This window comes from Sphingosinicella microcystinivorans, assembly GCF_027941835.1.
GTDB lineage: Bacteria > Pseudomonadota > Alphaproteobacteria > Sphingomonadales > Sphingomonadaceae > Sphingosinicella.
Genome location: NZ_CP116005.1, coordinates 273691 through 300670 on the forward strand (window position 1 = coordinate 273691; position 26980 = coordinate 300670).

26 protein-coding genes and 2 pseudogenes are annotated in these 26980 nt (G+C 61.9%); 14 read left to right on the forward strand and 14 right to left on the reverse strand.

All coding sequences use genetic code 11. The features are described 5' to 3' along the window. Positions 1-115: 115 nt before the first annotated feature. Complete coding sequence (locus tag PE061_RS01145) at positions 116-469, forward strand: hypothetical protein (protein WP_271257410.1); 354 nt, start codon at positions 116-118, stop codon at positions 467-469. A 154-nt stretch (positions 470-623) separates the two neighbouring features. On the opposite strand, the gene PE061_RS01150 is transcribed toward PE061_RS01145, so the two are convergent. The 4 genes from PE061_RS01150 to PE061_RS01165 are packed head-to-tail and all read right to left on the reverse strand — an operon-like array spanning position 624 to position 5549. Then, positions 624-1844, reverse strand: coding sequence for an NAD(P)/FAD-dependent oxidoreductase (locus PE061_RS01150; RefSeq protein ID WP_271257411.1), 1221 nt, complete (start codon positions 1842-1844; stop codon positions 624-626). Between the two features lie 58 nt (positions 1845-1902). Beyond that, positions 1903-4056: a catalase gene (locus PE061_RS01155; protein ID WP_271257412.1), complete on the reverse strand. Its 2154-nt coding sequence runs from the start codon at positions 4054-4056 to the stop codon at positions 1903-1905. A 40-nt stretch (positions 4057-4096) separates the two neighbouring features. Continuing rightward, entirely contained in the window at positions 4097-5035 is a 939-nt protein-coding gene (locus PE061_RS01160) for an NAD(P)/FAD-dependent oxidoreductase (protein WP_271257413.1), read from the reverse strand. A 1-nt stretch (position 5036) separates the two neighbouring features. Continuing rightward, complete coding sequence (locus PE061_RS01165; protein ID WP_271257414.1) at positions 5037-5549, reverse strand: hemerythrin domain-containing protein; 513 nt, start codon at positions 5547-5549, stop codon at positions 5037-5039. 254 nt (positions 5550-5803) lie between these two features. Here PE061_RS01165 and PE061_RS01170 point away from each other — a divergent pair, with 254 nt between their 5' ends. Then, complete coding sequence (locus tag PE061_RS01170) at positions 5804-6565, forward strand: DUF72 domain-containing protein (protein ID WP_271257415.1); 762 nt, start codon at positions 5804-5806, stop codon at positions 6563-6565. A gap of 21 nt (positions 6566-6586) precedes the next feature. Here PE061_RS01170 and PE061_RS01175 read toward each other — a convergent pair whose 3' ends face one another. The 5 genes from PE061_RS01175 to PE061_RS01195 form a co-directional block, all read right to left on the reverse strand. Continuing rightward, a complete protein-coding gene (locus PE061_RS01175) occupies positions 6587-7255 on the reverse strand; it encodes an FABP family protein (protein ID WP_271257416.1) in 669 nt (222 codons plus the stop codon). A gap of 98 nt (positions 7256-7353) precedes the next feature. Then, the gene (locus PE061_RS01180; RefSeq protein ID WP_271257417.1) at positions 7354-8232 is read right to left on the reverse strand and encodes a transglutaminase family protein; all 879 of its coding nucleotides are present in this window, start codon (positions 8230-8232) and stop codon (positions 7354-7356) included. A gap of 17 nt (positions 8233-8249) precedes the next feature. Continuing rightward, positions 8250-8510 carry a hypothetical protein gene (locus PE061_RS01185; protein ID WP_271257418.1) on the reverse strand — a complete coding sequence of 87 codons (261 nt, stop codon included), beginning with the start codon at positions 8508-8510 and terminating at the stop codon, positions 8250-8252. Between the two features lie 120 nt (positions 8511-8630). Next, a complete protein-coding gene (locus PE061_RS01190; RefSeq protein ID WP_271257419.1) occupies positions 8631-8753 on the reverse strand; it encodes a hypothetical protein in 123 nt (40 codons plus the stop codon). A gap of 526 nt (positions 8754-9279) precedes the next feature. After that, positions 9280-9570, reverse strand: coding sequence for a hypothetical protein (locus tag PE061_RS01195; RefSeq protein ID WP_271257420.1), 291 nt, complete (start codon positions 9568-9570; stop codon positions 9280-9282). A 346-nt stretch (positions 9571-9916) separates the two neighbouring features. Between PE061_RS01195 and ybaL the strand changes: the two genes are divergently transcribed. Continuing rightward, positions 9917-11758 (forward strand): YbaL family putative K(+) efflux transporter, encoded by a 1842-nt coding sequence (gene ybaL / locus PE061_RS01200; RefSeq protein ID WP_271257421.1) that lies wholly within the window; start codon positions 9917-9919, stop codon positions 11756-11758. Between the two features lie 299 nt (positions 11759-12057). Here the strand turns inward: ybaL and PE061_RS01205 are convergent, their stop codons facing one another. From PE061_RS01205 to PE061_RS01225, 5 genes are all read right to left on the reverse strand, one after another. Then, a complete protein-coding gene (locus PE061_RS01205) occupies positions 12058-13602 on the reverse strand; it encodes an acetolactate synthase large subunit (RefSeq protein ID WP_271257422.1) in 1545 nt (514 codons plus the stop codon). Between the two features lie 258 nt (positions 13603-13860). Then, entirely contained in the window at positions 13861-14400 is a 540-nt protein-coding gene (locus tag PE061_RS01210) for a nucleotidyl transferase AbiEii/AbiGii toxin family protein (protein ID WP_271259102.1), read from the reverse strand. 33 nt (positions 14401-14433) lie between these two features. Beyond that, positions 14434-15222 (reverse strand): hypothetical protein, encoded by a 789-nt coding sequence (locus tag PE061_RS01215; RefSeq protein ID WP_271257423.1) that lies wholly within the window; start codon positions 15220-15222, stop codon positions 14434-14436. Next, a complete protein-coding gene (locus PE061_RS01220) occupies positions 15219-17027 on the reverse strand; it encodes an HsdM family class I SAM-dependent methyltransferase (protein ID WP_271257424.1) in 1809 nt (602 codons plus the stop codon). Before PE061_RS01220 ends, PE061_RS01215 begins: the two co-directional genes overlap by 4 nt. A gap of 389 nt (positions 17028-17416) precedes the next feature. Then, complete coding sequence (locus PE061_RS01225; RefSeq protein ID WP_271257425.1) at positions 17417-17779, reverse strand: hypothetical protein; 363 nt, start codon at positions 17777-17779, stop codon at positions 17417-17419. Between the two features lie 205 nt (positions 17780-17984). On the opposite strand from PE061_RS01225, the gene PE061_RS01230 reads away from it, so the two are divergent. The 11 genes and pseudogenes from PE061_RS01230 (at position 17985) to PE061_RS01280 (ending at position 26889) form a co-directional block, all read left to right on the forward strand. Further along, a complete protein-coding gene (locus PE061_RS01230) occupies positions 17985-18293 on the forward strand; it encodes a DUF1778 domain-containing protein (RefSeq protein ID WP_271257426.1) in 309 nt (102 codons plus the stop codon). Next, entirely contained in the window at positions 18283-18837 is a 555-nt protein-coding gene (locus PE061_RS01235; protein ID WP_271257427.1) for a GNAT family N-acetyltransferase, read from the forward strand. Before PE061_RS01230 ends, PE061_RS01235 begins: the two co-directional genes overlap by 11 nt. Before the next feature lie 11 nt (positions 18838-18848). Next, the gene (locus PE061_RS01240; RefSeq protein ID WP_271257428.1) at positions 18849-19835 is read left to right on the forward strand and encodes a hypothetical protein; all 987 of its coding nucleotides are present in this window, start codon (positions 18849-18851) and stop codon (positions 19833-19835) included. 94 nt (positions 19836-19929) lie between these two features. After that, complete coding sequence (locus PE061_RS01245; protein ID WP_271257429.1) at positions 19930-20649, forward strand: hypothetical protein; 720 nt, start codon at positions 19930-19932, stop codon at positions 20647-20649. 257 nt (positions 20650-20906) lie between these two features. Beyond that, positions 20907-21452, forward strand: a pseudogene (locus tag PE061_RS01250) (IS21 family transposase); the annotation flags it as partial. Between the two features lie 60 nt (positions 21453-21512). Beyond that, positions 21513-22686, forward strand: a protein-coding gene (locus tag PE061_RS01255) for an IS3 family transposase (RefSeq protein WP_420794306.1) whose coding sequence is annotated in 2 segments (ribosomal slippage) — positions 21513-21796 and positions 21795-22686 — 1176 coding nt in all. Because the reading frame shifts where the segments join, the coding sequence is not laid out codon by codon here. Positions 22687-22714: 28 nt separating this feature from the next. After that, a pseudogene (locus PE061_RS01260) lies at positions 22715-23689 on the forward strand (Mu transposase domain-containing protein); the annotation flags it as partial. Further along, on the forward strand, positions 23676-24404 hold the full coding sequence (istB, locus tag PE061_RS01265) for an IS21-like element helper ATPase IstB (protein WP_031304487.1): 729 nt from the start codon (positions 23676-23678) through the stop codon (positions 24402-24404). The pseudogene PE061_RS01260 and the gene istB, both read left to right, overlap by 14 nt. Positions 24405-24644: 240 nt before the next feature. Next, positions 24645-25043 (forward strand): hypothetical protein, encoded by a 399-nt coding sequence (locus PE061_RS01270; protein WP_336297014.1) that lies wholly within the window; start codon positions 24645-24647, stop codon positions 25041-25043. Further along, on the forward strand, positions 25043-25942 hold the full coding sequence (locus tag PE061_RS01275) for a plasmid partitioning protein RepB C-terminal domain-containing protein (RefSeq protein ID WP_271257430.1): 900 nt from the start codon (positions 25043-25045) through the stop codon (positions 25940-25942). Before PE061_RS01270 ends, PE061_RS01275 begins: the two co-directional genes overlap by 1 nt. Beyond that, positions 25939-26889 carry a plasmid partitioning protein RepB C-terminal domain-containing protein gene (locus PE061_RS01280; RefSeq protein WP_271257431.1) on the forward strand — a complete coding sequence of 317 codons (951 nt, stop codon included), beginning with the start codon at positions 25939-25941 and terminating at the stop codon, positions 26887-26889. Before PE061_RS01275 ends, PE061_RS01280 begins: the two co-directional genes overlap by 4 nt. The last annotated feature ends 91 nt before the right edge of the window (positions 26890-26980 follow it).

A 26980-nucleotide genomic window follows, 5' to 3' on the forward strand; every position in this document is an offset into this window, starting at 1 on the left:
ATAGACCGGGCTGCTCCGCGCCGCCTCACTCGATTCGGGCGTACCGAACACTCCGGGCATGTCTAATCGTACCAGGGCGGCTGGTGCCGCCTATCGGCTGCAGAGCCTTGCCGGGATGGCGAAAGAAGTCACCACCTTCGCCCGGACAGACGTTCAGGCCGGCAGGCTGCGCACGCTGGGCAACCGCCCGCCGGTGGTGCTGACTGCCACCCGGCCCTATCCCGAGGCGATGCTGGCGGCGACCGGCCTGACACGCGCGGAGGCCGACAGGATGCAGGCGATCTGGAAAGTGCTGCAAGCCGAGGAAGCCAGCTGGTCCACCCGTTCGCGGCACGCGCTGGTGCCCGATTCCGGTCACTACATCCAGGATGAACGCCCCGATCTCGTAATCGGGGCTGTGCGCGAGGTGATCCATACGGTGCGTGCCGACGAGGCGCAGGCGGACGCAGATGGTCAAGGGAAGGAATGAATTTGCCGTTCGTTCAGGCTGACAAACGTGCGGCAGCTTCGCGCCCTCATTCCGGTCATAATTGCAGAGAGGCCATACTCCGAATAGCGGACATCGCCCGGAGCCAGTTACACGGGCGTCCAAGGTTTGTGTCGTTCCACTGGTGCGGCCATCCTTATTCAAATCTGTACGGATCGAAGCAGGAAGCATCAGGGTCGGGCTTGCCGTCGAGCGCGGCTGCGATCAGTTCGATTGCAAGCGCCGCGAAGGTGACGCCGTTGCCGCCGAACCCGCTCGCCAGCCACAGATGATCGTGGTTTACGGCACGGCCGATTGCGGGCAGGCCGTCCGGCGACGACCCGAATGCCGCCGCCCATGCGCAGTCGGGCGGCATAGTGTCCGTGCCGATGATGGCTGCGACCTTCGCCTGCAATATACCCGCCTTGGCGCCGATGAGGGCATCACGCCGTCCGGCATCGTCGAAGTCTTCGTCCTCGCCGCCGGCCACGATCCGGCCGTCAGCCGTGGCGCGGGCATAGATGTAGGGATTCGAAGCTTCCCAGATCATCGCGTTCTCCCGCCAGAGCGGCGCGATGCCGGGCGGTGTCGCGATGGCATAGCTGGAACTCACGGCAAACGCGGCGGGCAGATACCAGTGCGCCCGCTCATAGCCCGTTGCCAGGATGACCTCATCCGCCAAAAGCACGGTGCCTTCCGCGGTGCGAACGGCAAGACCTTTCTCTTGTTGCTCCACAGCGACGACATCGTAGGGAAAGCCGATTGCCGCGCCATGCCGACGCGCCCGTATCAGCAGGCCTTCCGTCAGCTTTACCGGGTCGACCTCGTAGCTGCCCGCCGACAACAGCGCCGCGCGCGGCGCGATACCGAACCGCGCGGCAACCGCGTCGGCTGCAAGAAATGCCGAGGGCAAGCCGGCTTTGCGCCGGGCATCACCTTCCGCTTCCAGCGCGCGCTCATCGAGCAGGGTTCCCGCCAGATAAAGTTCGGGGCGGTCGATGCGCCCGCACGCGATGCCAAGAGCGTCGATCCGGTCCGAAAGGCTGCGGGCGGCAGCGCGAACCCTCCGCCATCGCCGCGCGGCTTCATCAATGCCGATCCTTTCCGCGAGATGCGTGAGCGGGACGTCGGCGCCCCACATGACAAGCGCGGTCGAGGCGGCCGTGCTGCCGTGCGCGGGCGGCCGGCGATCGAGCAGCGCCACCCGACGTCCGCCCGTGGAGAGCCGCTCGGCAAGCATGGCGCCCATGATGCCCGCCCCGACAATCGCGACATCGACGCGCGCCTTCGGCGGAGGTTCGCTTGCGAGCGAAGGCTTGTCCTCAGGCTTCCAGCAGGACCGTCCGCCGCGCAGATCCCGTGCTTCGGTCAGTTCCACAAGCGCTCCGTCCGTCCCCGTCGCGGCAACGCATGGGCAATATCATACATCTCCATGCTCAGGCCGCGGCATCGAGATCGACCCTCGCTTCCCGTTCCCACAGGCGCAGCGCGCCGCAGGCCTTCAGGAAGGCGCCTGCGTCACGCGCGCCGGTGAGCTCGATGCAGCCTTCGTCGAGATCATCGGCCAGTCCCGCCTTCTCGAACAGCGCCATCGCCTCGCTCGAATAGCCGATGAACTTGCAGTGGGCGAAGGCATCGGTCGCGAAGTCCTTCGCCGCCGCATCGCCGGCGAGCAGCGTCGCGCCGTCCTTCGAGGCGATCACCGCCACGGCATCGAACAGCACGGACGGACCGCCGTCGATCTTCTGCTGCGCGGCGACCTTCGTGCCGTCTGACAGCGTGACGCCACCGATCTTCGGCGCGACCACCTCATGGACGGCCTTTTCCTTCTTCACCGCCGCGACCAGCGCGGTGAACAGCGCCGCGTCCGCGCCGTCGGTGACGAGGATGCCGAGCTTGCGGCCCGCAAAGCTCCCGGGTCCGTTCCTGACGATGCTGAGCGCGTCTGAAGGCGGCAAGTCGGTGATCGTGGGCCGCGCGGCCTTCGCCGGCTCGGGAAGCGGCAGGCCGAGCCCATCCGCCACCGTCGCCGCCAGGCTCCCGTCGATATGGCGCAGGTGCGAGACGACGCGCGACCGGATGTCGGGGCGCTCGCACTTGCTCAGCTCGAACACCAGCGCGTCGACCAGATGCTTCTGCTCGATCGGCGTCTGGCTAATGTAGAACTGCCGCGCCTGGCTATAGTGGTCGGCGAAGCTTTCGGGCCGGAGCCGTGTCTTCGGACCCGTCTCCTCGGCGGCGAAGCTGCGGAAACCGCGCGCCGGGTCCTCGCGCGGCCCACCCTCCGCGCCCCAGCTGTTGGGCTCGTAGTTGGCGCGGCCTTGCGGGTTGCGCATCGCCATGTGCCCGTCCTGCTGGAAATGCGCCATCGGGCACTTGGGCGCGTTGATCGGGATATGCGTGAAGTTGGGACTGCCGAGCCGCTTCAGCTGCGTATCGAGATAGGAGAAGTTGCGGCCCTGAAGCAGCGGGTCGTTCGAAAAGTCGATACCCGGCGGGACGTTCTGCGTGCAGAAGGCGACCTGCTCGGTCTCGGCGAAGAAATTGTCCACCGCCCTGTCGAGCACGAGGCGGCCCACCACCTGCACCGGCACCTCATCCTCGGGGATGAACTTGGTGGGATCGAGCACGTCGAAGGCGAAGCTCTCCGCGAAGTCCTCGTCGAAGATCTGGACGCCCAGCTCCCATTCCGGGAAATCACCGCTGCCGATCGCATCCCACAGGTCGCGGCGGTGGAAGTCGGGGTCGGCGCCGTTGATCTTGACCGCCTCGTTCCAAGCGACCGATTGCAGGCCGAGCTTCGGCTTCCAGTGGAACTTGACGAAGGTCGAGCGGTCCTTCGCGTCGAGAAAGCGGAACGTGTGGACGCCGAAGCCCTCCATGAAACGGAAGGAGCGCGGGATCGCGCGATCCGACATCGTCCACATGATCATGTGGAAGCTTTCGGGCGTCAGCGAGATGAAGTCCCAGAAATTGTCGTGCGCCGATTGCGCCTGCGGGAAGGCGCGGTCGGGCGCGGGCTTCACCGAATGGACGAGATCGGGGAACTTGATCGCGTCCTGGATGAAGAACACCGGGATGTTGTTGCCGACGATGTCCCAGTTGCCTTCCTTCGTATAGAGCTTGACGGCGAAGCCGCGCACGTCGCGGGCGAGGTCGAACGAGCCCTTGCTGCCCGCGACCGTGGAGAAGCGCACGAAGGCAGGCGTGCGTTCGCCGACGCGCTGGAAGATGTCGGCGCGCGTGACCTTCGAGAGTGATTTCGTCAGTTCGAAATAGCCGTGCGCGCCGTAGCCGCGCGCGTGCACGACCCGTTCCGGGATGCGCTCGTGGTCGAAGTGGAAGATTTTCTCCCGGAAATGGAAGTCCTCCAGGAGCGCGGGACCGCGCGCGCCGTAACGCAGCGTGTTCTGGTCGTCGGCGACCGGCGCGCCCTGCGCGGTGGTCAGCGCGGCGACCTCGCCCCCCGCCACCTGATGCGTCTCGCCGCCCGCGCCTTGCCGTTCGGCATAGCTGGTCTCGATCTTCGCGCCGGGCGCCTTCGGCGCCGTCTTCGCGGACTCTCCGGGCTTCTTTCCCTTGCTGGCCATGACACCCTCTCCTCGTTTTGCTTCAGGCTGAGGTTTGCAGTCAGTCCGTTGCCTGGAACGAATGATGATCCTGATCGCGCAGCCAGTTGTGCGCCCTGGTCGCCGCGAGCGCGCCGTGCCCCATCGCGACGCTGATCTGGTCGAGGCCTTCCACAACGTCGCCGGCCGCGAAGAAGCCCGGCACGCCGCTGTCCTTCACCGCGCTTGCGGGGACGCAGCCTTCATCCTCCAGCCCGATCCCGAGCTGCGCGGCAAGCTCGGCGCGCGGCCGACACCCGAGCGCGGGATAGACGACGTCGTACGACAGCAATGCGTCCCGGCCTTCGAGGCGCACGTCCATGCGGTCGTCGCGCGGTTCCAGTGCGTCGAGCGCACCGGTCTCCACACGGATGCCGGCTTCGGCCATCTCGCGGGCCTGTTCGGCCGACAGCTCGGGATGGCTGAGCGGCATCAGCGTGATGTCGTCCGAATATTGCCTGAGGAACAGCGCCTCGGCGGCGCCATCGCTGTCGCAGCCGATCACGCCGATGCGGGCGCCGCTGTGCTCGTAGCCGTCGCAGACCGGGCAGTAGCGCAGCACGCCGGCGCCGATCGCCTGCTCGTGAATTTCATGCGGAAGATCGACCTGATTGAGAAAGATGCCGCTGGCGAGGATCACCGCGCGGCTGTCCGGGCTCTTGCCGTCAGCCAGGGTCAGGCGAAACGCGTCTGCGGTCCGTTCAATCCCGTTGACCTCGGCTTGCTCGATCCGGGCACCGAACGCCGCAGCGTGCCGGGTCATCCGCGCGATCAGTTCGGGACCTTCGATGCCCTCGGGAAAGCCGGGCGCGTTGTGGGTCTTCGGAATCCTCAGCGCCCGGCTCTTGCCATCGTGAAGGACGAGAACATCGCGGCGATAGCGGGCGAGATAGAGGGCGGCGGTAAGGCCGGCCGGGCCTGCACCGATGACGATGACCTCCGCCTCTTCCGCGTTGTCCACGTCAGGCCGGCACGAGATTGAGCGCGCTCGGCTTCGCGAGCGGCAGCCCGCCGTTCTCCGCCTTGCTCAGCAACTCCTCCTTGCGGGCCAGCATCCGGTCTCTCAGCGCGACAAGGTCGACATCGGCCCGTCGGCACTGCGCGAACATGCCCTCCGAAGGCATTTCCTCCTCATGAACGTGATGCTTGATCTCTTCCGACAGCACCGTGACCTTGGCGTCATAGAAATCGGCGCGCGGGCTCGAGCTTTCGATGTCGTTGATCAGCACCTTGGCGCCGTCATGCTCGACATAGGCCTCGTCGAGCATGTCACCCTCGATCTTCCCCCGGAAGGCCGGATAGAAGATTTCTTCCTCGATCATCGTGTGGATCTTGAGTTCGTTGCAGATCTCGTGCGCAAGCGCCTGCTTTCGATCATCGGCCCTTGCCTTCCCGAACTGTTCGAACAGGCCCTCGACCTTGCGATGATCCGCCTTCAGCAGCGCGATCGCGTCGGTGTACTTTGCCTTCGGCATGGTGGACCTCCCTCGTTCAGACCTGTATGCAGAAGTCGCATCAACCAGCGATGTTCCATGCGAACGACTCGCAATGTGACGGATGTTGAATGGTCGGTGGAAAAGCATTCCGGAGGTCCGCCGTTCTTGACACCCGCGACCGGGCAGCAGCGCCGATATACCAAGGGGGCGCTACAGATTTCCGCCGAGCAATAGAGGTCAGGGCGTCCGTGCCGGGCGTGCATCCGATCGCGACGTTCCTGCGTTGAGGACAGATGGTATTCAGGATCGGAACGGCGGGGTGGAGCATCGCTTCGCACTATGCGGACCGGTTTCCGCGCCTGGGCTTCGCGCTCGAACGCTATGCTGGACGATTCTCCTGCGTCGAGGTCAATTCCTCCTTCTATCGGTCACACCGCCCGACCACATGGTCGCGCTGGGGGTCGATCGTGCCGCAGGGGTTCCGCTTCGCGGTCAAGGTTCCCCGCACGATGACCCATGAGCGCAAGCTCCGCGATTGCAGCGACCTGATTGCACGGCTGCTCGACGAGACGTCCGGACTTGGCGAGAAGCTCGCGGTCCTGCTCGTCCAGCTTCCGCCCGGTCTCGGCTATCAGGCTGGCGTGGCGGAAGACTTCTTTCTCGAACTCACCGCCGCGACCCCGGCGCGCGTCGTTTGCGAACCCCGCCATCCGAGCTGGTTCGAAGCGGCGCCCGATCGGTTGCTCGCACGTCTCGGAGTCGCGCGGGTGGCCGCCGATCCCGCACGGGTTCCCGCGGCAGCCGTTCCGGGCGGCTGGCGCGGCCTGTCCTACTGGCGCCTGCACGGATCGCCTGTCGTTTACCGGTCTCCCTACGGTGCGGAACAGCTCGACGATTATGCTGCGCTGCTCGCGCTCGAAAGCTCGGCGATTGAGCCGCCATGGTGCATATTCGACAACACTGCGTCGCTGGCGGCCACCGGCGATGCCCTTGCGCTTTGTGAGCGACTGTCTTTGCGCGGCGGGCGGGCGTGCATTCCTTCGGCATCGGCCTGACGGCGACCGGCACCGCCGGCGCTAAGGCTTTGCCGGTGTGCTCTTCGCCCGCCGCGCCATGATCTGCATGAGCGGATTGGGTTTCGCCGGACCGACACGCTTCAGCGTATTCTGGTCGTGATGCTCGAACGGCTCGGCACGACCATGGACGGCGAGCATGGTGCGGATCTCATAGCTCCACGCATCCTCGCCATCGAATGCGATATCGATCCGGTAGCTGTCCGTGCGGAAGCCGTACTCGAGGAAGGCGGTGGAGCAGATGCCATATTGCGTCTCTCCGCGCGTGGCGGTCAGCGAAAACCGGTCGTCCCCGGCCTTGCCCTGGCCCGACGCGAGCGCCACCTGCCCGCGCGGGATCGCCAATGTCTGCAGAATCAGGCCGGTCGCCGGTTCCCACAACCAATAGCCCACCTGTTCGTGGAAGGTGATGTCCTCCTCTTTGGTCGTGATGTGAATGTGGTAGCGAAGACCGTAGAAAAGCTGTGGCCCGTTGGTCTGCGGATCGATCGCATCGAACGCGATCCGCTCGATGAAGACGCGGCGCTCGGGGGCATCGGCCTTGGGATTGATATCGACACCCTTGTGGGCTTCCCAGCGCCCGGCCAGCCGCGTGAGCGGCCCCAGGTTGGCGAGCGTATCCGGATCCACGTCGGCGGGTTCGGTGAAAATATCGTGTGGGAACGGGATCATGGCGGCTTCTCCACGTCTGGTCGACTGCGACGAAAGCACAAGGGTCGGCTTTCGTGAAGACGCAAAATCCCGTCAGGACGCAAGGACAGGCATCCGGGTCAACCCGATGTCGCCGCGGCTCCAATGCGGACCGAGACCGACATTGCCTCAAGGGCGTCAGCCGCGCCGGCATAGCTGCCGGAAACGGGCAAGACCTGCCCGATGCTGCGCGCCACGGCGACGGGGATCAGGCTGAACCCGCCGACGCCGAGGTTGGTGGGGTCGTAAGCGATCCAGCCTGCGCCCGGCACATAGACCTCCGCCCACGCGTGCGTGGAGCCGTCGTCGGCCGAGCCCTGCATCGTGCCGTCGGCATTGTGCAGGTAGCCCGACACGATGCGTGCGCCGAAACCGAGACTGCGCACGGCCTCCACGAACAGGACGGCGAAATCGCGGCAGGAGCCGGAGCGACGATCGAGGGTCGCGATCGGCGATTGCGTGCCTTCGTCCTCGCGCGCCTGATACCGTATCTGTGCCTGCACGCCGGCGTTCAGGTCCCTGAGAAGCGAGAGCGTATCGGTGGGATCGCTGCGGACGAATGCTCTTGCCCACGCGGCGAGCCGCCCTTCCGGGTCCGGATATTGCCGGGCCAGCATGGCGCCGAGATCGAGCCGTTCGTCATCGCTGTAGTCGAACGGGAATGCGGCCGCCGATGCCGCGATGTCGAACACCGGCCATTCGGCAGCATCAAGCCGAAGCCGGGAGGTGCTTTCGATGACAAGGCTGTCGGTTGGGTTTTTGAAGACGACGGTTGCGATCGTATTTCCGTAAACGTCCTGCGCCCAGTGCATCTCCGCCGCCGGGTCCGTTTTCACTTCGAACACGATCAGCCGAAGCGCGCAGCTTTCGCGCGGGCGCAGCATCAGGCGATGCGGCCCAAGGCTGACCGGCTCCCGATAGCGATAGCGGGTCTGGTGGCGAATATCGAGCGTGACCACGGCAGTTCCGGCCGGTTTCAGGCGTGCGCGAAACTACGGTCCGGGTTCTCGTTTTCCGGCATGGTATCCGAAGCCGGAACGGGCAATGCAATGCGGCCCTCCGCAGGCCCGGCGGCCGCGGCACGTCGCTTGTCGCGGCGCTCCGCCGCCTCGGCCTCGCGCGCCCATGCCGCTGCGGCACCGGTCGCCTGCTCCCGAAGATTGGGAAGCACGGACTTCGCCGCCTGATCGAGATGATAGCGTTCCTGCGTTCGGCAAAGGCTGGATGATGGCTGCATTTTGAAATCCCTTCGAAACGGAGCGACAAGCGGTCGCCCGGCGCGGCTTACCCGCCAGTGTGCGTGGACGATCCGATCCCCATGCAGGACGAAACGGTCCTGCGCGTCCCCGTGAACAGGTCAGTCCTTCGACAGCCCCGGCAGGACAGCCTTGATGGACGGATTCGAGGCATTCCGCTTCGGGGGCGCGGCCTTCTTGGGCTTGCGCGCTTCCTTGCTGCCTTTGCGCTGACTTTTTGCCATGGGATGCTCCTTGATGGCGTTCGAGCCCGGAAGCCAACGCTCTGATCCGGATCGGAGCAGCAACGGCCACCATAGGCTCAACCGGGCGAATGTACCAACCCTATATCGAACGGACGTGTATCGAGATCCTGATCCGTGCTGTGTCTGAACGCTTCAGGGTCGTGTACGCAGCACCCAGTCCGCGCCGGGGCTCTTGATCATCGGCCGCCCGCATTTTTCGCATTCGCTGACGAAACATCCGCCCTCCCATCGGCTGCGGCCGTGATCGGGCGCGTGGAAGCCCAGCAGGGCGTGGAGCGTCACGACCGAAAATCCCGCGCGGGGTTCGAACCCGCGGCGCCGGGGAGGAACGGCACGATATCGCGGGTGAGTTCGGAAACCAGTTCGGGGTCTCCCGTGTCGAGAGCATCTGCGAGGCGTGTCCACCATCGGGCCGACATCAGGCAGCGGCTTCGAACCGCGGGCGTGGCGTCGGTTGCCTGACGTTCCGCCTCTGCGGCCCGGCTCCGGCAGAGGTCGCGCCGGCTCATGCGGTCGCCGCGACACTGGACCTGACGGGGGCGGACACCGGGATCGGAGGCATCGCAGCCGGGGTGCGATACAAGGGACGCAGGATCGTGCGCGGCGCGGCGGGCTCACGAACCGCGGGCGCTTCTGGTGCCGTGATCGCCAGCACAGCCTTGCGGGCGAGCGCCTCGAAAGCGGTTGCGAGCTTGCCGTGGACGATCCTTACGCTGTCATGCGCGGCGCGCTCCTCTGCCTGCCTCGACTGCGCCGCACGGCGCGTGAAATACTGGATATCCGGTTGATAGGGCATGGAAGCCTCCTCGAAGCGGGAGCGCATATCGTCTCCCAGTCGCCGGGACGCTGGTTGGAAGGCTGCGGCGATATTTAAGCCTTAAGGCATTTCTTCATTAAAAGCGAAGTAAAGTTTCAGATTCCGAAATTAAATCGAAAAATCATACTTATCATATAATTAAGATTTCATGCCGTCCACTGGAAGATTATGCATTTATTCATGATCTGTTTGAAAACACCGGTGCCGTTCATATTCTTGCCAAGTCGGATTATTTTCCGATTTTCTGGAAAATCAGCCTGAAGCCTCCTATGTTGGCCAGGCATTGCATGCCGCGGTGTCCGCCCTTCCGGAACAAGGCTTCTGCATGCCGCATGACACGACACTGATTACCACGCTTGTCATGGGGCTTGTGCTCGCGTTCGCGGGCGGTTTCATTGCCAGCAGGCTGAAGCTGCCGCCGCTGGTGGGCTATCTGGCCGCAGGCGTTGCGGTGGGGCCGTTCACACCCGGCTTTGTCGGCGACGCGGCATTGGCCGGCCAGCTCGCCGAAATCGGTGTCATCCTGCTGATGTTCGGTGTCGGACTGCACTTTTCCATCAAGGACCTGATGGCCGTCCGCAGGATCGCCATTCCGGGCGCGGTCGCGCAGATTGCCGTCGCGGCGGGGCTCGGCGCCGGTCTGACGTGGCTGTGGGGCTGGCCGATCGGTGCCGGTATCATCTTCGGGCTCGCCCTATCCGTTGCATCCACCGTCGTCCTGCTCCGCGCCATGGAAGAGCGCGGCGCGCTGACCTCCATCAACGGCCGCATCGCCGTCGGCTGGTTGATCGTAGAAGATCTGGCGATGGTGCTGGCGCTGGTGTTGCTTCCCGCGCTCGCGGGAGTGCTGGGCGGCGGTCCCGCCAGTGCAGTAGGATGGATCGGCGGCGGCGATGTGGGCATCACGCTCCTTCTGACGCTGGGCAAGGTTGCGCTGTTCCTGGCGCTCATGCTGGTGGTGGGGAAACGCCTCGTGCCGTGGGTGCTGGAGCGCATCGCGCGCACAGGTTCACGCGAACTGTTCACGCTCTCCGTGCTCGCGACCGCGCTCGGCATCGCATACGGCTCGGCCGCGCTCTTCGGCGTGTCGTTCGCGCTCGGCGCATTCTTCGCAGGCGCGGTTCTGAGCGAGAGCGATTTCAGCCATCAGGCTGCGGCGGACTCCCTGCCGCTTCAGGATGCCTTCGCCGTCCTGTTCTTCGTGTCGGTGGGGATGCTGTTCAACCCGGCGATCCTGGTTCACGAACCGCTGTCCGTGCTGGCGGTGCTGGCGATTATCCTGATCGGCAAGTCGATCGCGGCCTTCGGAATCGTGCTTGCCTTCGGCTATCCGGTCCGAACGGCACTGACCGTATCGGCAAGCCTCGCCCAGATCGGGGAGTTTTCCTTCATTCTCATCGGCCTCGGCGTCACGCTTGGCATGGTCCCTTCGTCGGGGCAGGACTTCATCATCGCAGCCGCCGTACTTTCCATCGCGCTCAATCCACTTGTGTTCTGGAGCTTCGACAGGCTGGAACATTGGCTCGGTCGCCATCCCGGCCTGCTCGCGGGAATGGAGCGCAGCAGCGGCGACAACTCTCTGCATCTGACCGAAGCAGAGAGTATAGGCGCGCCAGGGAGACATGCCGTCGTCATCGGCTACGGCCGAATTGGAAGAATCGTCGTCAAACTGCTCAAGGAGCAAAACCTCCCGGTCATCGTCGTGGACAAGGATCGCCGCCGCGTGGAAGCGCTGCGCGAGCGCGGTATTCCGGCGATCTACGGCGATGGATCGACGCCCGGCATTCTCGAAGCCGCCGGCATTGCAACCGCCCGCCTGCTCGTCATCGCCACGCCGGAAGGTTTTCAGACACGGCGGATCATCGAACTCGCACGCCTGCTCAATCCGGAGATCGACACCGCGATCCGCACGCACAGCGACGCCGAGGTGGCGTATCTGGAGAGTCAGGAGGTAGGCCTTGCCATCATGGGCTCGCGTGAGCTGTCGTTTGGTCTGGCGGACTATGCGCTGCGCAGTCTCGGCGTTTCGCAGGACAAAGCGCGCTCCATCATCCAGAAGGAGCGCGTATCCGGAGAAGGCGGGGCCTTCGAGCGACGACCGGATATTCCGGCACGCCATGCGCCCGAGCTGCGGGTACATCGTGCGGAGGGTGGCGGAGAAGAGTAAACGCTGATGCCGGCATCATGATTGGCCGGCATATCCCCTAAGGCCGCCGGCGCCAATGACACTCTGACCCGCCGCGTGGCACAGGCGCATGATGTTGGAAAGTTCTTGCGTTGAGGCTGGCCGGACAATTGCCCGGGCCCGTCAATTCGAGCGTCCAAGCCAGTCGGCGGGGCGAGCGTGAACATCATCGCCGGAGATCAGCCCGTTTGGGCCTGCGATATTTGAAATCTGTGCCAGAAGTTCGGTCATGAGACGGACCCCTGTTCAATTCTGGTGCGCGATCGGAACCGGCTGGCGTCTTAAATCATGGCTTCGATCAGCCTGGGCCCCCGATGGTTGAGGGCATCTTCAAGTGCCAGCCGGAATTCGCTCACGGTCGTAACGCGGCACGCCGGCACCCCCATGCCTTCCGAAATCGAGACCCAGTTGATCGCCGGATTGGTGAGATCAAGTAAGGACAGTGCCTTCGTGCCGGGATTTTCGACGCCGACGCGTTGGAGTTCGATGTTCAGGATGGCGTAGCTGCCATTGTTCAGGATGATTGTCGTCACATCGAGATTCTCGCGGGCCATGGTCCACAGGGCCTGCACAGTATACATGCCTGACCCGTCAGCCTGCAGGGCGATCACCTTGCGGTCCGGACAGGCGACAGCGGCGCCGACGGCAGCGGGCAGGCCTTGTCCGATTGCACCTCCGGTGAGCATGAGCCAGTCATGCCTGGGTGCGCCTGCGGTCACCGGAAAAATGAAGAGACCCGCTGTTGCCGCTTCGTCGGAGACAATACCATTCTCAGGCATATGAGCGGCGAGCACTTTGCCGAGATCAAGCGGGTTCAGCGGTCCCTCTTCAGGTGGCGGGGCTCCGGCGGGCTGCAAGGTGTGCGGTTCCGCCGGGGCGGCGACTTCTTCGGCAAGACGCGTGAGCGCGTCGAGCGCGTCCACATGCCGTTCAGCCAAGCTGACAAGCTCGGCTGTTTCGGGAGAAAGCCAGCTGGGCTTTCCGGGATAGGCGAAGAAAGATACTGGCGGCTTTGCACCCACACAGACGATCGCCGCGAAATCCTTCAGATAGTCCGCTGCCTGCTCGCCAAAATAGGGGAGACGCTCCACGGGTACCCGACCGGCGCCGCGCTGCAGCCGGGCAGCAAAGGTTTCGCAGATCAATCGGGCTCCGGTCGCCGCCGCGATACGCCCGGCCTGGAAAAGGGCATCTTCCCGGAGTGCGCGGCCACCGAGATAAAGTGCGACGGGACCATTCTGTCTCAATGCGGAAACGGCTGCCTGCAGATCATCATCAAGGGCTTTTGGGGGCGACGCGGTGGGGAGGGCTTCATCGGCGCCATTTGCCTCGTCCCAGGCATGATCTGCGGGGGCGATGAACGAAGCGACCTGGCCGGGATAGACAAGGCTTGCCCTCAGGGCTGCCAGGCCGGTTGCCGCCAGATCGGCCGCACTTGCGGAGGTTCCAACCCAGTCGGAGACAGGCTTTGCAAATCCCTCAATATCGGCCGTAAGCGGAGCATCATATTTCAGATGATAGGTGGCATGATCGCCGATCATGTTGACCACCGGTGATCCGGCGCGCCGGGCATTGTGGAGGTTGGCTGTCCCATTGCCGAAGCCCGGTCCAAGGTGAAGCAGTGTAAGTGCCGGCTTGTCTGCCATACGGCCATAGCCATCTGCGGCTCCGGTGACGACCCCCTCGAACAGACAGAGAATCGCCCGCATATCCGGAGCCTTGTCTATGGCCGCGACAAGCTGCATCTCGGACGTTCCGGGATTGGCAAAACACGTATCGACGTTCGCCCGGCTCAAGGCTCCGATAAGGGCTTCAGCTCCATTCATCTTATACTCCAGTGGCGGTGGTGTCGCATGGTCCAGCAGGGTGGAAAGTAAACGGAATGGCATATCCCGGCGAGGGCGGCGCCGGATTCTGGCCGCCGGGCGCGTGACGGATACGGCTCACTTTCCCCCGGAATGTTCGTGGCCCTATTGGAGAGGCAATTATTCGAACGATAAATAACAGGCACCCTTCCGGGCGCAAGTGAATTACATCCCGAGTTCAGGCGCCGGGAATGCGCGAGGCCGCGGTGGGCCCGGCCCTCAGGCACGCTGGACGCGGGGATCGTAGACGTCCTGCCGCCGATTGCGCCTGCGCACGACCTGCTGCGGCATGGCACGGGGTTTTTCTGCAATGAGATCCGTGAAGCTGCAGGCTAGGAGTTCCGCGCCGCCGGGTATGGCAGGGATTCGTGGTTCTGTCTGCGGTTCGTTGAAGGAGATATCGACTTCGATGGCAGTGGCTGCCCATCCTTCTATCAGGGCTTCATGTGCCGCAGTGCCTTGATCTGCATATCCGACTTTCAGTTTGATGGCGGGGAACTCGGCCGTGTCAAACCGCTTCTTCGGACGCAGTGTCACTGAATGTACTTTGAGGAGCAGGCCGGCATAACCCGGTCTGACGATGATCTGCGGGAAGGCGCCATCCAGCAAGGCTCTCACCTGGTTGACAGCTTCTTTGTCCGCTTCAAGGCTGGTTGTGAGGTCGATATCCGTCGTCGTGCGGGGACTGTCATAGGCAATCCCCATCAGGGCGCTGCCCTTGAGGAAGAGAGATTTTTTCAGAGGGCTGGTATGCGCGATCGCATTTAGGACTACTTCCGTGACCTGACGAACTCACTCCGCTAGCCAGCGAAGTACAGATGCAGCTTTTCCAACGCGCTCGCACATCCACGACTTCGCGGTCGAACGAAGCATCCGCGGATCATGACAAGCATCTGCTCGGCCTGCGCGATAATATGGTGGGTGCCGCGAAGAATACCGATACCGACGAGCTTCGGTTTCATGCCGGCAGGGCGGACGAACTAGTGGAAGATGCTCATCATCAACGGGTTCCGTCGTGCGGTAGTGCGCCGGCGGATTGACCCCATTGTACAGGTCAAACAGGCTGTTGAGGCGGACAACTTCGCCGTCCTTCGCCTCACTTTGCAGACCACCATTGACGAATTGATCCGCTGACAGCTCCAATCCCTCAGGCTCGGTAGAGTTCACCCATGATGGAACGTCAGATCTAGCGGGCACTAGCAGGCTATCCAGACTCCTGTTCGCCTCTCGCCCGTGCGAGGAATAGCGATGGCGATTATGCGCGATGCAAGCGCAGTAATAAACCTTCTCACGAAACGGCATCTCACCTTTCGGACTGAGCACCTTCACATTTTGAGCTGTGTAAAACTCCTTCGGCTGCACGAATGTGCTGAGCAGGTATGAACCGCCGAAAGTGACCGTAATCAGGCCGCCCGGATATGGCTCCACGCTCGGTAGCTTCTTGACTCGTGCGATCACGCCGAGCCGCATTCTTGAGCGACTAACGAAGTTTACGCCGTCGTCGTCTGCCTCCATCGCATTAAAGTTGAGCTTATTTCCGTACTCAACGTCGAAGATTTCGGAGAGCGGGACAGCACTCATACCCCCTCACCAATGCGATACGAGAGATACTTCCGCAGCTCCCGTGCGAACTCGTTCTCGGTTAGAGTTGAATAGTCTGTCGTAATGTAAGCTTCCGCACACCATTCATTGGAGGCCGCCAACTCAACCATCACAGAAGTGCGACCATCGACCTCCCTGTTCTTGAAGGCGGCAAGCCAAGTGTCTTTGATGCTCTGCCACTTGTGATGAGCGTCGATCCGGCCCTTCCCCTTCTGCTTAACGAAGCCATCATCGCGCCAGTAGCCTAACCACGTTTTTTTGCCCGCAGCGTGAGGCTTGTGCGCCGTTACGACGAGCGTGCAGGTGATCACCCCCACGTCCGAATTATGAAACAGATCCTCTGGCATGGACATGACGGCTTCTACCGTATGCTCCTTCATGAGCCTTTGCTTGAGGATTAAGCCCGGGCCGTCTGACGCCAAGACGGTGGAGATTGGCACAATGGCAACACACGTGCCGTTTACTTCAAGTGCGGAGAGGTTGTTCAAAATGAAATCCAACTCCTCTGGATCATCGGCGTTAGACTTATAGGGGGGATTGAGCAGGCCGACGTTCGGTTTCTTCTCCTTGATCCGTGCGGCGTCTTCGAAACAGGAGTTCGGCGAGATTCCGCTTTTACCATCGCCCTGCAAAATCATATTGGAGATGGCTAGCGCGTAAATGTCATCCTGGATTTCACTACCAAAAAGTTGACTCTCTTTAAGTTTCTTAACCTTGGAGGTGTCTCCTTTACAGTCAGCAACCATCCTCTTCATCGCGCTGATCAGAAATCCACCTGTTCCGCAGCAGTTGTCCCAAACAACACTATTTGCGTCTACTCCGGCTAAGTCAGCAAATAGCTCCGTGATATGAGGCGGCGTCAGAACAATTCCCAAGCCCTTGTCGTTATTTGCGTACCTTAGAAACTCAATGTAAAATTGACCAATTGTATCGAAATACTCATACGTCCGCATAAATGAGTTTATTTCTTTGTCAATCTCTTGGATAAGCTCCACGAGATCTTCCTTCTTGCGGGAGAGTATTGCATGAGAGGATATGAATGAATACGCATTCTTTAGACTCTGTATTCTGTCTTTGTCGATCCCGTCGTCAACTAACTCGTTTACGATGGTCTGCACTAAAGACTGTGTTAACTGAAGAGCCGTCTTCTGTTTAGAGTACGAAGCAATAAACGACTGGTTCTTCAGCGAAATCAAGATTCCGCTCAGCAGAAGGCTTCTCTGAGACTCTTTCACTTTTAGTTTATGGAGATTCGCGTTTAACTTCTGCGTGTAGGTGAGCAATCCACTGTAGTCGTGGTTGAACTTTTCGGGCGAGCTCTGAAATAATTTGACGTAGTCATCGAAGATCAGGAGGGCGTCCCCTGCAAACTCCGTGAACGAATGCTCATTCTCAAGGTGCAGAAAATGGCTGATCGTGCATTCAGCATCAGTTTCGCCGCTTACGCCAATAGCGATGACATTATAGGCTTTTGAGAGAAACGACGCGTAGAGAAGCGCGCCGTCACACGCGTAGTCGGCGTATTGATCAAGCTTAGCGCTGCGGTGCCGCTGCGGGCTTCCCTTGCACTCGATCACGATTATTAAATCGGGGAAATCGGCGCTCGTGATGACGAATTCAGGAAGCCCGATTCCGGTCCCCCGTTTCGAAGCATTCTTAAGAAGTTTACTTATCTTCGGATTATCACTTCGCTGCTCTTCCACGCGCAGAGCGCCGTCCGCGAAATATCCAAGTTTTCGTAGACGATCTCGGACGAGATTTTCAGTTTTTCGTTCGTTTGCCATTTTTGAATGCTACCCCGGCCCGACTTTCGGCAAGGTGTAACGAAACGCCGACTCGGCAACAAGCGGAAGCGCTATCTCAGGTCGCTTCTCCTGAAATTAAGCTCAGACCGCTCGGGTGCGAAAATCGTTTTGTGGGTAGAAGCGTGGATCAGAAACGAGGGTGGCTTAAAAAGCACCGACTAAACAACAGCTTATCTTCAACTAGTGGCGGTGGGAATAGAACTGGATTACAACCTCATCCATCCCAGTATTTGGCCGGAACTCTTGAGGGAAAATTTCGACCTCAGATTTTCACCAGAACTTAGGATTACGCAGCCCCTTTTGTTCGCATCCTCTGCTTAAGTACTGAAACTCGAGGCCAAGGATACGATCGCGCCATGCCGGCCCCGCTAGTGCGGAAACGCCAACTCGCCGACAATCATCATGATCCAGAACATGCCGATTGCCATCGAGGAAATGAGGCCGACCCACATCACCCATGACCTTTCACCAAGCTGATACGCCTTGATGGATGACTTCAAGGCCAGAAACACCAGAGCCAGAGAAAGGACAACCAGTCCGACACCCATTTGAATGCCCAACGTGTCTGTGCGACCTTGCATGCTGGCGGGGTCAATAAGCGGCCGCAGCACCGATGCGAATACGCCGAGAAATGGCGGGATCAACAAGCAAGACAGTCCCATCCACATCCCAGTCCATGCCGTTCTTGTCTTCGGCCGATCACTGAATTTGCTGATAATTGGCTTCTTCATGTTTCACATCCGGTGGCAGCAAGCACGACACTGCATTGAATAACCAAAATACGACTTTGGCTCTACCGGCCCGTATGCGGGCAGGCTGGATTCGCCATTACCCTTGATAACACCGACGTCTTGGTTTCCCATGGGCGCCTGACTGGCTATCACCATTGACCCGTACGGCGTTTTGCCGTACAAGATGGCAACAAGGAGATTGACCATGTTCGCCCTGGAAACCGTAACCCCGACCCCGGGCAAGATGGAGGCCCGCAAAGAGGTGCGCATGCACCGTGCCGACGAAGAGCGGATCAGGGCTGCGGCTGCCGCCACCGGCCTGCAGGAAGCGGACTTCATTCGCCAGGCTGCTCTGCTCCGTGCGCAGGAAGTCGAGCAGCGGATGTCCCTGTCGATTCTGCCGGTCGAGGCATTCGAAGCCTTCAAGGCCGCTATCGATGCACCGGGCAAGAAGGTGCCCGGCCTCGCCCGTGCAGCCAAGGCAACGAAGGGCCTCCTCAAGGATGCCGGCTGAAACCGGGGCTGCCCTCCCAGCCCTGACAATCGCCAAATTCGACAAGGCGCTGCACGACCGCAGCGCCTTTTCATGTGGCTTCGCACCGATCGACAATTTCCTGAAATCGTCCCTGTCCGACCAGGTCAAGGACGGCATGGTCACCGCGTGGATCGCGACGGCAGACGGGGATAACGCGGTACTCGGATTCTACACGCTCGGCGCCATGGCCGTGCGCGCGGAGTTCGGGCCCAAGAAATGGCAGCGCGCCCGGGTTCCGGATGTCCCGGTCATCTACATTCGGGCGGTGGCTGTCCGCGAGGACATGCAGGGCAAACGCGTTGGGACTGCGCTTGTCATTGACGCGATGGAGCGGTGCCTTGGTATAGCCGACCAGATGGGCGCGGCCGCCATCGTACTCGACGTCCTGGACGGAGACCACTTCGACCGGCGATGGAAATTCTACGCTGACTTGGGTTTCCTGCCGCTGGAAGACCCGGGAAACCCTCGCCGGGTGTACATTCCCATGGCTGATGTCAGGGTGACCTTAAGTGAAAACAAATAGGTAGAGCGCTGATGCCAGATTTCTCGCTCTACAAACGCATGCGCGAGCATGGGACCTTGGCGGAGACACCCGAGGACATTCCGGACGCACGCTTTGCGCTTCCCTCAACGATCAACTGGATGCGGGCGCTCGCTATCCTGGTGAAAGAGTTGAACCTCTCTTTTTCAACAGCAGTTCGCGCTTACGGAGCAGTTCAGCGTCGATCGATGCCGGACCGAGACCTCAATACCGTCTGTGAACAGATGCTGTTCACACTTAATCAGCTCGCCAGCCTGCGCGCGATCGCAAACGTTGAAAACAAAGCTGATGTTGCCCGTATTGGTATCATGGCTTGGTATTACGGAGTCTATGGCGCGGCATCGGCTATGATCGCGGCAGGTGATGGCTCCTTCCCGGACACTCACGCTGCAACCGCCCAGCAGTGGGACCGCCAATTTTCTGCTACCGGGCTCGCCCTTGAACCTTTTGGAGACCGCCTCTCTTCGCTGCGCGCCGACGCGGTTTCGCTGGATCTCGCTCCAATTCGAGCGCGGGGAAAGCACTCCCTGACTGTGACGCCTACCGACCCAGAGCAAGCCTGGGGCTGCCATGCCGAGTATCTGGCTGGAACGGCGAAGTGGGAGCAATGGAACATCCAGGAACGCGTACGTGAGTCGAAAGATTTCAAAGCTCTGGGCGTTGATAGTTTCCGGTCGGTGGCGGCCCGGCAATTGCGCGATGTCGCGTTCGATCGACGTGGTATCGCCTTTCTGCACCAGGCATCTCGGTACCGAGGCAAGGCAAATTACCGCGACGCAATCTATCTCGCATATGGTCGATCGGTTCCGAGCCTTCTTGAAGGCTTTATTGACGATCTCGCGGCGGTGCTTTCAGCTTTCGGTGCAATGTCAGCCGCCTACGTTTCAAAACGCATCGGTCGGCAGGCCTGGAATGCATTCCTTGACGACCTGGAGCAGAAACGTTCGCTCTCCATTTCACCCAGAGATGAGTGGAGCTAAAAAGGCCCATCGCCTAAAGATCAAATATGCAAACGTAGATGAGAACGGCCGACGTCAGGGCGACATTAAGCTGAAGGTGGCCAGAGTTTGAAGTATGAATGATTTCATCCCTCTCGCTGACGACAATCCGGATCTGGCCTTATCACCGTTGCTGCGAGGGGCGCGACTGACACTCGACTACATCGAGGCCAACGGACCGATCGGCCTGACGCCCCTGAAGGCGCTGAAACGGTATTTTGTGCAATGGGCAGCCGAAGCCTTCGCCTGGCCGTTTTACGAGCCCGAGGACCTTTATTACCTCAATAAGGTCCTCAACGAGCAGGACTTTCCACCGCTGATGGTTTTGCACGACGTGCTACTCAGCGCGAAGTTGGTGCGCCACGCCAAGAGCGCAATGCATTGCACAAAACTCGGCAAACAGCTCAAATCCAAGCCCGGGGAGCTCTGGGCAGTTTTGGCCGATCACCTGCTTGTCCTCGATCACGCCCCCTATACGCGCCATGAAGATGGCCTCGTGGGTAACTGGGACATTTTTCTCAATGTCATCAACGTGGAAGCGCAGAATGGGGTCAGTAAGGATCGCCTGAACTCAGTCCTGTTTGGCAGCGGATCCGAGGACGGGCGTAATGATCATAGACTGACGGCAGCTTTCTACATCCACGTGCTGCGTCCGCTGACATGGCTGGGCCTGTTGCAGGAGCATCGGGTTGGGAGGGGACGGGAACGGCAGGACATTTTTACCAAGACCCCGCTGTGGGCTACAGCATTGGCGCTTGAGACTGACAGGCATCTCGAAAACCCCACCCGGCATTGACGGAAGCGGGTGAGATATTTTCAATCGCGCAGTTGCCTGACGATCAGCGCCAGTCGATCTCGGTGTCGCCATTGCCTGATCCTGCCCTGGTGAAACCGTCATCGCCCGTTAAGGCCGTTTCGTTTATTGCGTTTGCAGTCTGTGAGGATCAGCGTGCAATAGGCACCCCCTTCGTGGGGTGATCGGCGTGCAAAAAGGACCCCTTCATCCCGGGGATTTAGTCGGCCGACTGGTTTTGATCAGTTGGCGAGAACGGGATGTTGATCGTGGAGACAGTGGTTCGGATTCGGCGTGAGCATGCAGCGGGTAAGGCGATCAAGGCGATCGCTCGTGACCTTCGTTTGTCGCGGAAGGTCGTCCGCAAAGCGATCCGGTCGCCGGAGGCGGCGTTCAACTATCAGCGCAAAGTCCAGCCGCTGCCGCGGATCGGTCCTTATCAGGATCGTCTCGATGCGCTGCTTGAGGAGAACGAAGGTCGCGGCCGCCGCGATCGGCTACGGATGACGCGTATCCATGACCTGCTGGTGCGCGAGGGGTTCGATGGATCCTATGATGCGGTGCGCCGCTATGCGGCGCGCTGGCGTGCTGCGCGGCGGAAGGATGCTGGCGAAGGCGCACCGGCGTTCATCCCGATGACCTTCCAGCCGGGTGAGGCCTACCAGTTCGACTGGAGCCACGAGGATGTGGAGATCGCCGGCAAGCCGATGCGGGTGAAGGTGGCGCATATGCGTCTCTGCGACTCGCGCGCACCCTATGTCCGAGCCTATCCGCGCGAGGGCCAGGAGATGCTGTTCGATGCCCATGTGATCTTCCCCGGTTGCGCGGACACCGATGAAGGGCTCATTGGAGCCAGGAGGTGTAAGATGGCAAAGGTTGGGAAGCGATATTTCACGGACGAGTTCAAGCGCGAGGCGGTGACGCTATGGGAGACGAGCGGTCGGATGCAGGCCGACGTTGCGCGTGAGTTGGGTATCATGCCGACGATGTTGAGGCGCTGGCAACGGGCACTGGAGATCAAGGGGACAGTGCCTGCGGCGAAGCCGCTATCATCGTCGATGGCGTCGCCGGCGGATCAGGCGTCGGAGATTGCCAGGCTACGCCGCGAGCTCGATCGCACGCGCATGGAGCGCGACATTCTAAAAAAGCGGTCGGCATTTGCGCGGAGATGCCACGGTGAAGTTCCAGTTCATCCGCGCCCATGCTGGCCCCTGGCCGGTCAGCGTCATGTGCCGCATGCTCGGTGTGTCGCGCAGCGGCTATTACGATTGGCGCGATCGACCGCCGAGTATGCGCATGACGGAGAACGCCGTGTTGCTCGCCGATATCCGCCGGATCCAGGCGCGGCATTCCGGGCGATACGGCAGTCCCCGGATGCATGCCGCGCTGCGCGCGGAAGGGCGCGGCTGCAGCCGCGGTCGTGTCGAGCGGCTGATGCGCCGTCACGGCATTCGTGCGCTTGCCGGTCGCCGCTTTCGGCCCTCGACGACCGACAGCCGCCATTACCTGCCGATCGCGCCGAACCTGCTAGCGCAGCGCTTCGAAGCAACGGCGCCGAACCGCGTGTGGCTGGCCGATATCAGCTATATCCCGACCGGCGAAGGCTGGCTGTATCTGGCGGCCGTGCTCGATCTGGCGACGCGCAAGATCGTGGGCTGGGCGATGCGGGATCACATGCGCACCGAACTGACGCTCGCTGCGTTGATGATGGCCGCCCAACGGCAGCGACCAGCACGCGGACTCGTGCATCACTCCGATCGCGGATCGCAATATGCCGCCGGGGCTTATGTCGATCAACTCACCGCGATCGGCGCGACCGCGTCGATGAGCCGCACCGGAAACTGTTACGACAACGCGCCGATGGAGAGCTTCTTTCATACGCTGAAGGTCGAACTGGTCCATCAATGCCGCTGGGCAACGCACGTCGAAGCCCGGCAGGCTCTGTTCGGATATATCGAAGGCTATTATAATCGGCATCGCATGCACTCGGCGCTCGGGTATCTCACCCCCGAACAGGCCGAGCAACGCATGACGGGCTAACCCTAGTGTCCGCACAACCGGAGGAAGATCACATGCCCGGGCGTTCGCGTTCTTCGGCGGTGTGCCGCGACGCGGTATCTACGATAATATGAAGACGGCGGTGACGGCCGTGTTCACCGGCAAGGAGCGTGTGTTCAACCGCCGCTTCCTGATCATGACCGATCATTACATGGTCGAGCCGACCGCCTGCTCGCCGGCGGCGGGATGGGAGAAGGGCCAGGTCGAGCAGCAGGTCCAGACGATCCGAGGCCGCTTCTTCCAGCCGCGACTCCGGTTCGCCAGCCTGGCCGAGCTCAACGGGTGGCTGGAGGCCGAGTGCCGGCGCTGGGCCGAGCATCATGCCCATCCCGAACGCGGGGATATTACCGTCGCCGAGGCGCTGGATATGGAGCGACCGGCCCTGCAGCCGATCCTGGCACCGTTCGACGGCTTCCATGAGAGCGAGCATGCCGTCACCGGCACCTGCCTCATCAGCTTCGATCGCAACCGCTACTCGGTCATGTCGACGGCCGCACGCCGGACCGTTCAGGTGCGCTCCTATGCCGATCGCATCGTCATACGCTGCGGCGATGCGATCGTCGGGGAGCATGAGCGCCACTTCGGTCGGAACCGCACGATATACGATCCCTGGCATTATCTGCCGGTCCTCGCGCACAAGCCCGGCGCGCTGCGTAACGGCGCACCGTTCCAGGACTGGGATCTGCCGCCCGCCCTGCACCGATTACGGCGAAGGCTCGGCACCGGGGACGAGGCCGATCGCAGGTTCGTGCGGGTCCTCTCGGCGGTGCTCACCGATGGCCTGGAGCCGGTAGAGGCTGCCGTGCGCGAAGCGTTGGCGAACGGAACGGCCAGCGACGAGCTGATCCTCAACATCCTCTCCCGGCGCCGCGAGCCGGCGACACCCCACAGCATCGTCACTTCGGAAGACCGGATGCTGCAGCATCCTCCGCTCGCCGACTGTGCCCGCTATGATCTGCTGCGAGGCTATGATGCAGCGGCATGATATGATCGACACGATGCGCGGCCTCGGACTCAAGGGCATGGCGGCGGCGTTCGACGAGGCGGTCACCACCGGCCTCCAGCGCAAGCGCACCACCATGGAGATACTGACCGACCTGCTCCGTGCTGAGGCGACCCACCGGGATGCAGCCTCCATCCGCTATCGGATGACGGCTGCGAGGCTGCCCGTGGTGAAGGACCTGGAGCGGTTCAGCTTCGAGGGCACACCGATCAATGAGGAGATGATCCGCTCCCTTCACGATGGCTCCTTCCTCCCGCCTCGCCGCAATATCGTGCTGGTCGGCGGCACGGGGACAGGCAAGACCCACCTCGCCATCGCGATCACCGCCAATGTCGTGCGAAGGGGCGCTCGCGCCCGCTACTTCAACACCGTCGATCTGGTGACACGCCTCGAAGAGGAGACCCGGATCGGCAAAGGCGGGACCCTGGCGGCGCAGCTGTCGCGGCTCGACCTGATCGTGCTCGACGAGCTCGGTTATCTGCCGTTCGCCCGCTCGGGAGGGCAGTTGCTGTTCCACCTCATCAGCAAGCTTTATGAGCGGACCAGCGTCATCATCACCACGAACCTCGCCTTCGGCGAATGGCCGACCGTGTTCGGCGATCCCAAGATGACCACGGCGCTGCTCGACCGCGTCACCCACCACTGCGATATCGTCGAGACGGGCAACGACAGCTGGCGCTTCAAAAACCGCAGCTGACAGCCACCTTCGGCGCCTTCAAAAATCTATCTTGCGCTGCGCGCGCCTCCGGTCGGGCTACGCCCGCCCTCCGCCGCACGCAGCGCAAGGCCATCTTCAACAAACCAGCATCATATTATCCGAAAAGGGGGTCCCTCTTCGACGCCGATCGGGGGTCCCTTTTGAACGCCGTTTGACACTTACAGCCTGGTCGGGTTCACCCCGGACCGGGATTACCGCTACATCGCCATCAACCGGGCATTGCGCAGGCTGCACCCCGATATCCTGCGGCAGGTGCTTGAAGGCCTGCGCGAACAGGGCAGCGATGCCTGGCAGGACCTTGCCACCGACCGCGTCGCCGTGAACAACGAGTTCAGCCTGTCGATCGTCATTGCCCGCTGCACGCCGACACCGACCGGCCTGCTGCGCTGGAAGCTGCGCTTTGATACCTCGCTCATGCCCGACATCACGATCGTGGTGCGCATGGACGCGGACAACCGCGCGCCGCTCGATTTCTACCTGTTCCCCCGTCTTGATGTGGCGTCGGATCGCGTGCGGCTGGCCGAGGAAAACGGTCTCAGTCTCGACGCCTACCGTTTCGACACGCTCGACTATCTCTATGACATCGCAGCGCCGGTCAGCATCGTGGAGGCAGCCTGATGCCGGACGCCCATCCCCAACAGATCGAGATGATCCCGATTTCCCGGATCACGGTGCTCAATCCGCGGGCCCGCAACAAGCGGCAGCACCGCGAGATCGTCAACAACATCGAGGCGATCGGCCTGAAACGCCCGATCACGGTCAGCCGGCGTCCCGGCGAAGGCAGTCCCCGATATGACCTGGTTTGCGGCGAAGGCCGGCTCGAGGCCTTCCAGATGCTCGGCCAGACCGAGATCCCCGCCGTCGTGATCGAGGCCGCCGAGGCCGAATGCCTGGTGATGAGCCTGGTCGAGAATATCGCGCGCCGACAGCACCGGCCGATCGATCTGATGGAGGAAATCGGCAGTTTGCACCGACGCGGCTATAACGACACCGAGATCGCCGCCAAGATCGGCGTGACACCCAGCTGGGTCAACATGATCGTCACCTTGCTGGAGCGCGGCGAGAACCGGCTGGTGGCAGCCGTCGAGACCGGGCTCATTCCGATCAGCCTCGCGGTCGACATTGCCCGTGCCACTACCGACGAGGCTCAGAACCTGCTGATCGATGCTTACGAGAGCGGCCAGCTCAGGGGCAAGAAGCTGGGCGCGGTGCGGCGGATGCTCGACCAGCGGATGAAGCGCAACGGCAGGGCCGCTGCCGTCCATGGCCTCGGGCGCCGGAATGCCAACCGGCGCATGACCTCCACCGACCTGATGCAGATCTATCAGCGGGAGGCCGAGAAACAGCGGATACTGGTCAAGAAGTCGGATTTCACCCAGACGCGGCTCCTGTTCATCGTAGAGGCCCTGCGGGACCTGCTCAGCGACGACGGCTTCACCACCCTGCTACGCGCTGAACAGCTCGAAACCATGCCGCGCGCCCTTGCCATGCGGATATCCGGGGACATGGACGCGTGAAGGACCGGATCGATCAGCTACCCACTGACGGAACCGGCCACGACGGGGTCAGGCTTGCCTTCCAGACCACCAGCGTGACGCTAGGCCTTGATCAGCTGGTGACGCTCAAGACCCTCCGCCCAGGCACCCGCGAAAGCAAGAAGTACGCCCAGATCCTCGGGTCGGTAAAGGCGATCGGGCTCGTGGAAGCGCCTGTCGTCACGCCCGATCCCCAGAACCGGGAGCGGTATTTTCTGCTCGACGGGCATGTGCGGATCGAGGTCCTGCGCGATCTCGGCATCGACACGGTCGAGTGCCTGATTTCGACCGATGATGAGACCTACACTTACAACAAGCGGGTCAACCGCCTGGCAGCGATCCAGGAGCACCGGATGGTGGTCAAAGCCGTCGAGCGCGGCGTGCCGGAAGCCAGGATCGCCGAAGCTCTCGGGCTCGACATTGCCACGATCCGCCGGCGGTTCCGGCTGCTTGACGGCATCTGCCCCGAGGTCGTGGAGATGCTGAAGGACGTTGCCTGTCCGATGAAGGTGTTCGACGAGCTGCGGCGGATGACAACCATTCGCCAGATCGAAGCCGCAGACCTCATGGTCGGGCAGAACAACTTCACGGTGCCGTTCGCGAAGGCATTGCTGGCCGCCACGCCTGACAACCAGCTGGTCAAACAACCCCGGAAACGGCGCGACGGCATCAATGCCATCAGCACCGAACAGATGACGCGGATGGAACGCGAACTGGCTGCGCTGCAGGCCCAGGTCAAATCGGTCGAAGAAACCTACGGGCTCGACAATCTGCACCTCACCGTGACGCGCGGGTACATAGCGAAGCTGCTTGGTAACGCCCGCATCGTCCGGTGGCTCTCGCAGAACCGGCAGGAATATCTCGGCGAGTTCCAGCGGATCGCGGAGATCGACAGCATCAGTCCCGCACCGACGCCGGTGCAAGAGTGAGCTGGATGGGGACCCGGACCCGATAAGCGCGGGGACCATGGGAGACGCCGCACGATGGGGCGGATCGAGCATGGCGGTGGGAATGGCGGCG

Bases quoted from the DNA above. Each gene is read 5' to 3' on its own strand.
- PE061_RS01145 (WP_271257410.1), top strand. From the start codon at position 116: ATGGCGAAAGAAGTCACCACCTTCGCCCGGACAGACGTTCAGGCCGGC.
- PE061_RS01155 (WP_271257412.1), bottom strand. From the start codon at position 4,056: ATGGCCAGCAAGGGAAAGAAGCCCGGAGAGTCCGCGAAGACGGCGCCG.
- PE061_RS01165 (WP_271257414.1), bottom strand. From the start codon at position 5,549: ATGCCGAAGGCAAAGTACACCGACGCGATCGCGCTGCTGAAGGCGGAT.
- PE061_RS01170 (WP_271257415.1), top strand. From the start codon at position 5,804: ATGGTATTCAGGATCGGAACGGCGGGGTGGAGCATCGCTTCGCACTAT.
- PE061_RS01175 (WP_271257416.1), bottom strand. From the start codon at position 7,255: ATGATCCCGTTCCCACACGATATTTTCACCGAACCCGCCGACGTGGAT.
- PE061_RS01185 (WP_271257418.1), bottom strand. From the start codon at position 8,510: ATGCAGCCATCATCCAGCCTTTGCCGAACGCAGGAACGCTATCATCTC.
- PE061_RS01190 (WP_271257419.1), bottom strand. From the start codon at position 8,753: ATGGCAAAAAGTCAGCGCAAAGGCAGCAAGGAAGCGCGCAAGCCCAAG.
- PE061_RS01195 (WP_271257420.1), bottom strand. From the start codon at position 9,570: ATGCCCTATCAACCGGATATCCAGTATTTCACGCGCCGTGCGGCGCAG.
- ybaL (WP_271257421.1), top strand. From the start codon at position 9,917: ATGCCGCATGACACGACACTGATTACCACGCTTGTCATGGGGCTTGTG.
- PE061_RS01205 (WP_271257422.1), bottom strand. From the start codon at position 13,602: ATGAATGGAGCTGAAGCCCTTATCGGAGCCTTGAGCCGGGCGAACGTC.
- PE061_RS01215 (WP_271257423.1), bottom strand. From the start codon at position 15,222: ATGAGTGCTGTCCCGCTCTCCGAAATCTTCGACGTTGAGTACGGAAAT.
- PE061_RS01220 (WP_271257424.1), bottom strand. From the start codon at position 17,027: ATGGCAAACGAACGAAAAACTGAAAATCTCGTCCGAGATCGTCTACGA.
- PE061_RS01225 (WP_271257425.1), bottom strand. From the start codon at position 17,779: ATGAAGAAGCCAATTATCAGCAAATTCAGTGATCGGCCGAAGACAAGA.
- PE061_RS01230 (WP_271257426.1), top strand. From the start codon at position 17,985: ATGTTCGCCCTGGAAACCGTAACCCCGACCCCGGGCAAGATGGAGGCC.
- PE061_RS01235 (WP_271257427.1), top strand. From the start codon at position 18,283: ATGCCGGCTGAAACCGGGGCTGCCCTCCCAGCCCTGACAATCGCCAAA.
- PE061_RS01240 (WP_271257428.1), top strand. From the start codon at position 18,849: ATGCCAGATTTCTCGCTCTACAAACGCATGCGCGAGCATGGGACCTTG.
- PE061_RS01245 (WP_271257429.1), top strand. From the start codon at position 19,930: ATGAATGATTTCATCCCTCTCGCTGACGACAATCCGGATCTGGCCTTA.
- istB (WP_031304487.1), top strand. From the start codon at position 23,676: ATGCAGCGGCATGATATGATCGACACGATGCGCGGCCTCGGACTCAAG.
- PE061_RS01275 (WP_271257430.1), top strand. From the start codon at position 25,043: ATGCCGGACGCCCATCCCCAACAGATCGAGATGATCCCGATTTCCCGG.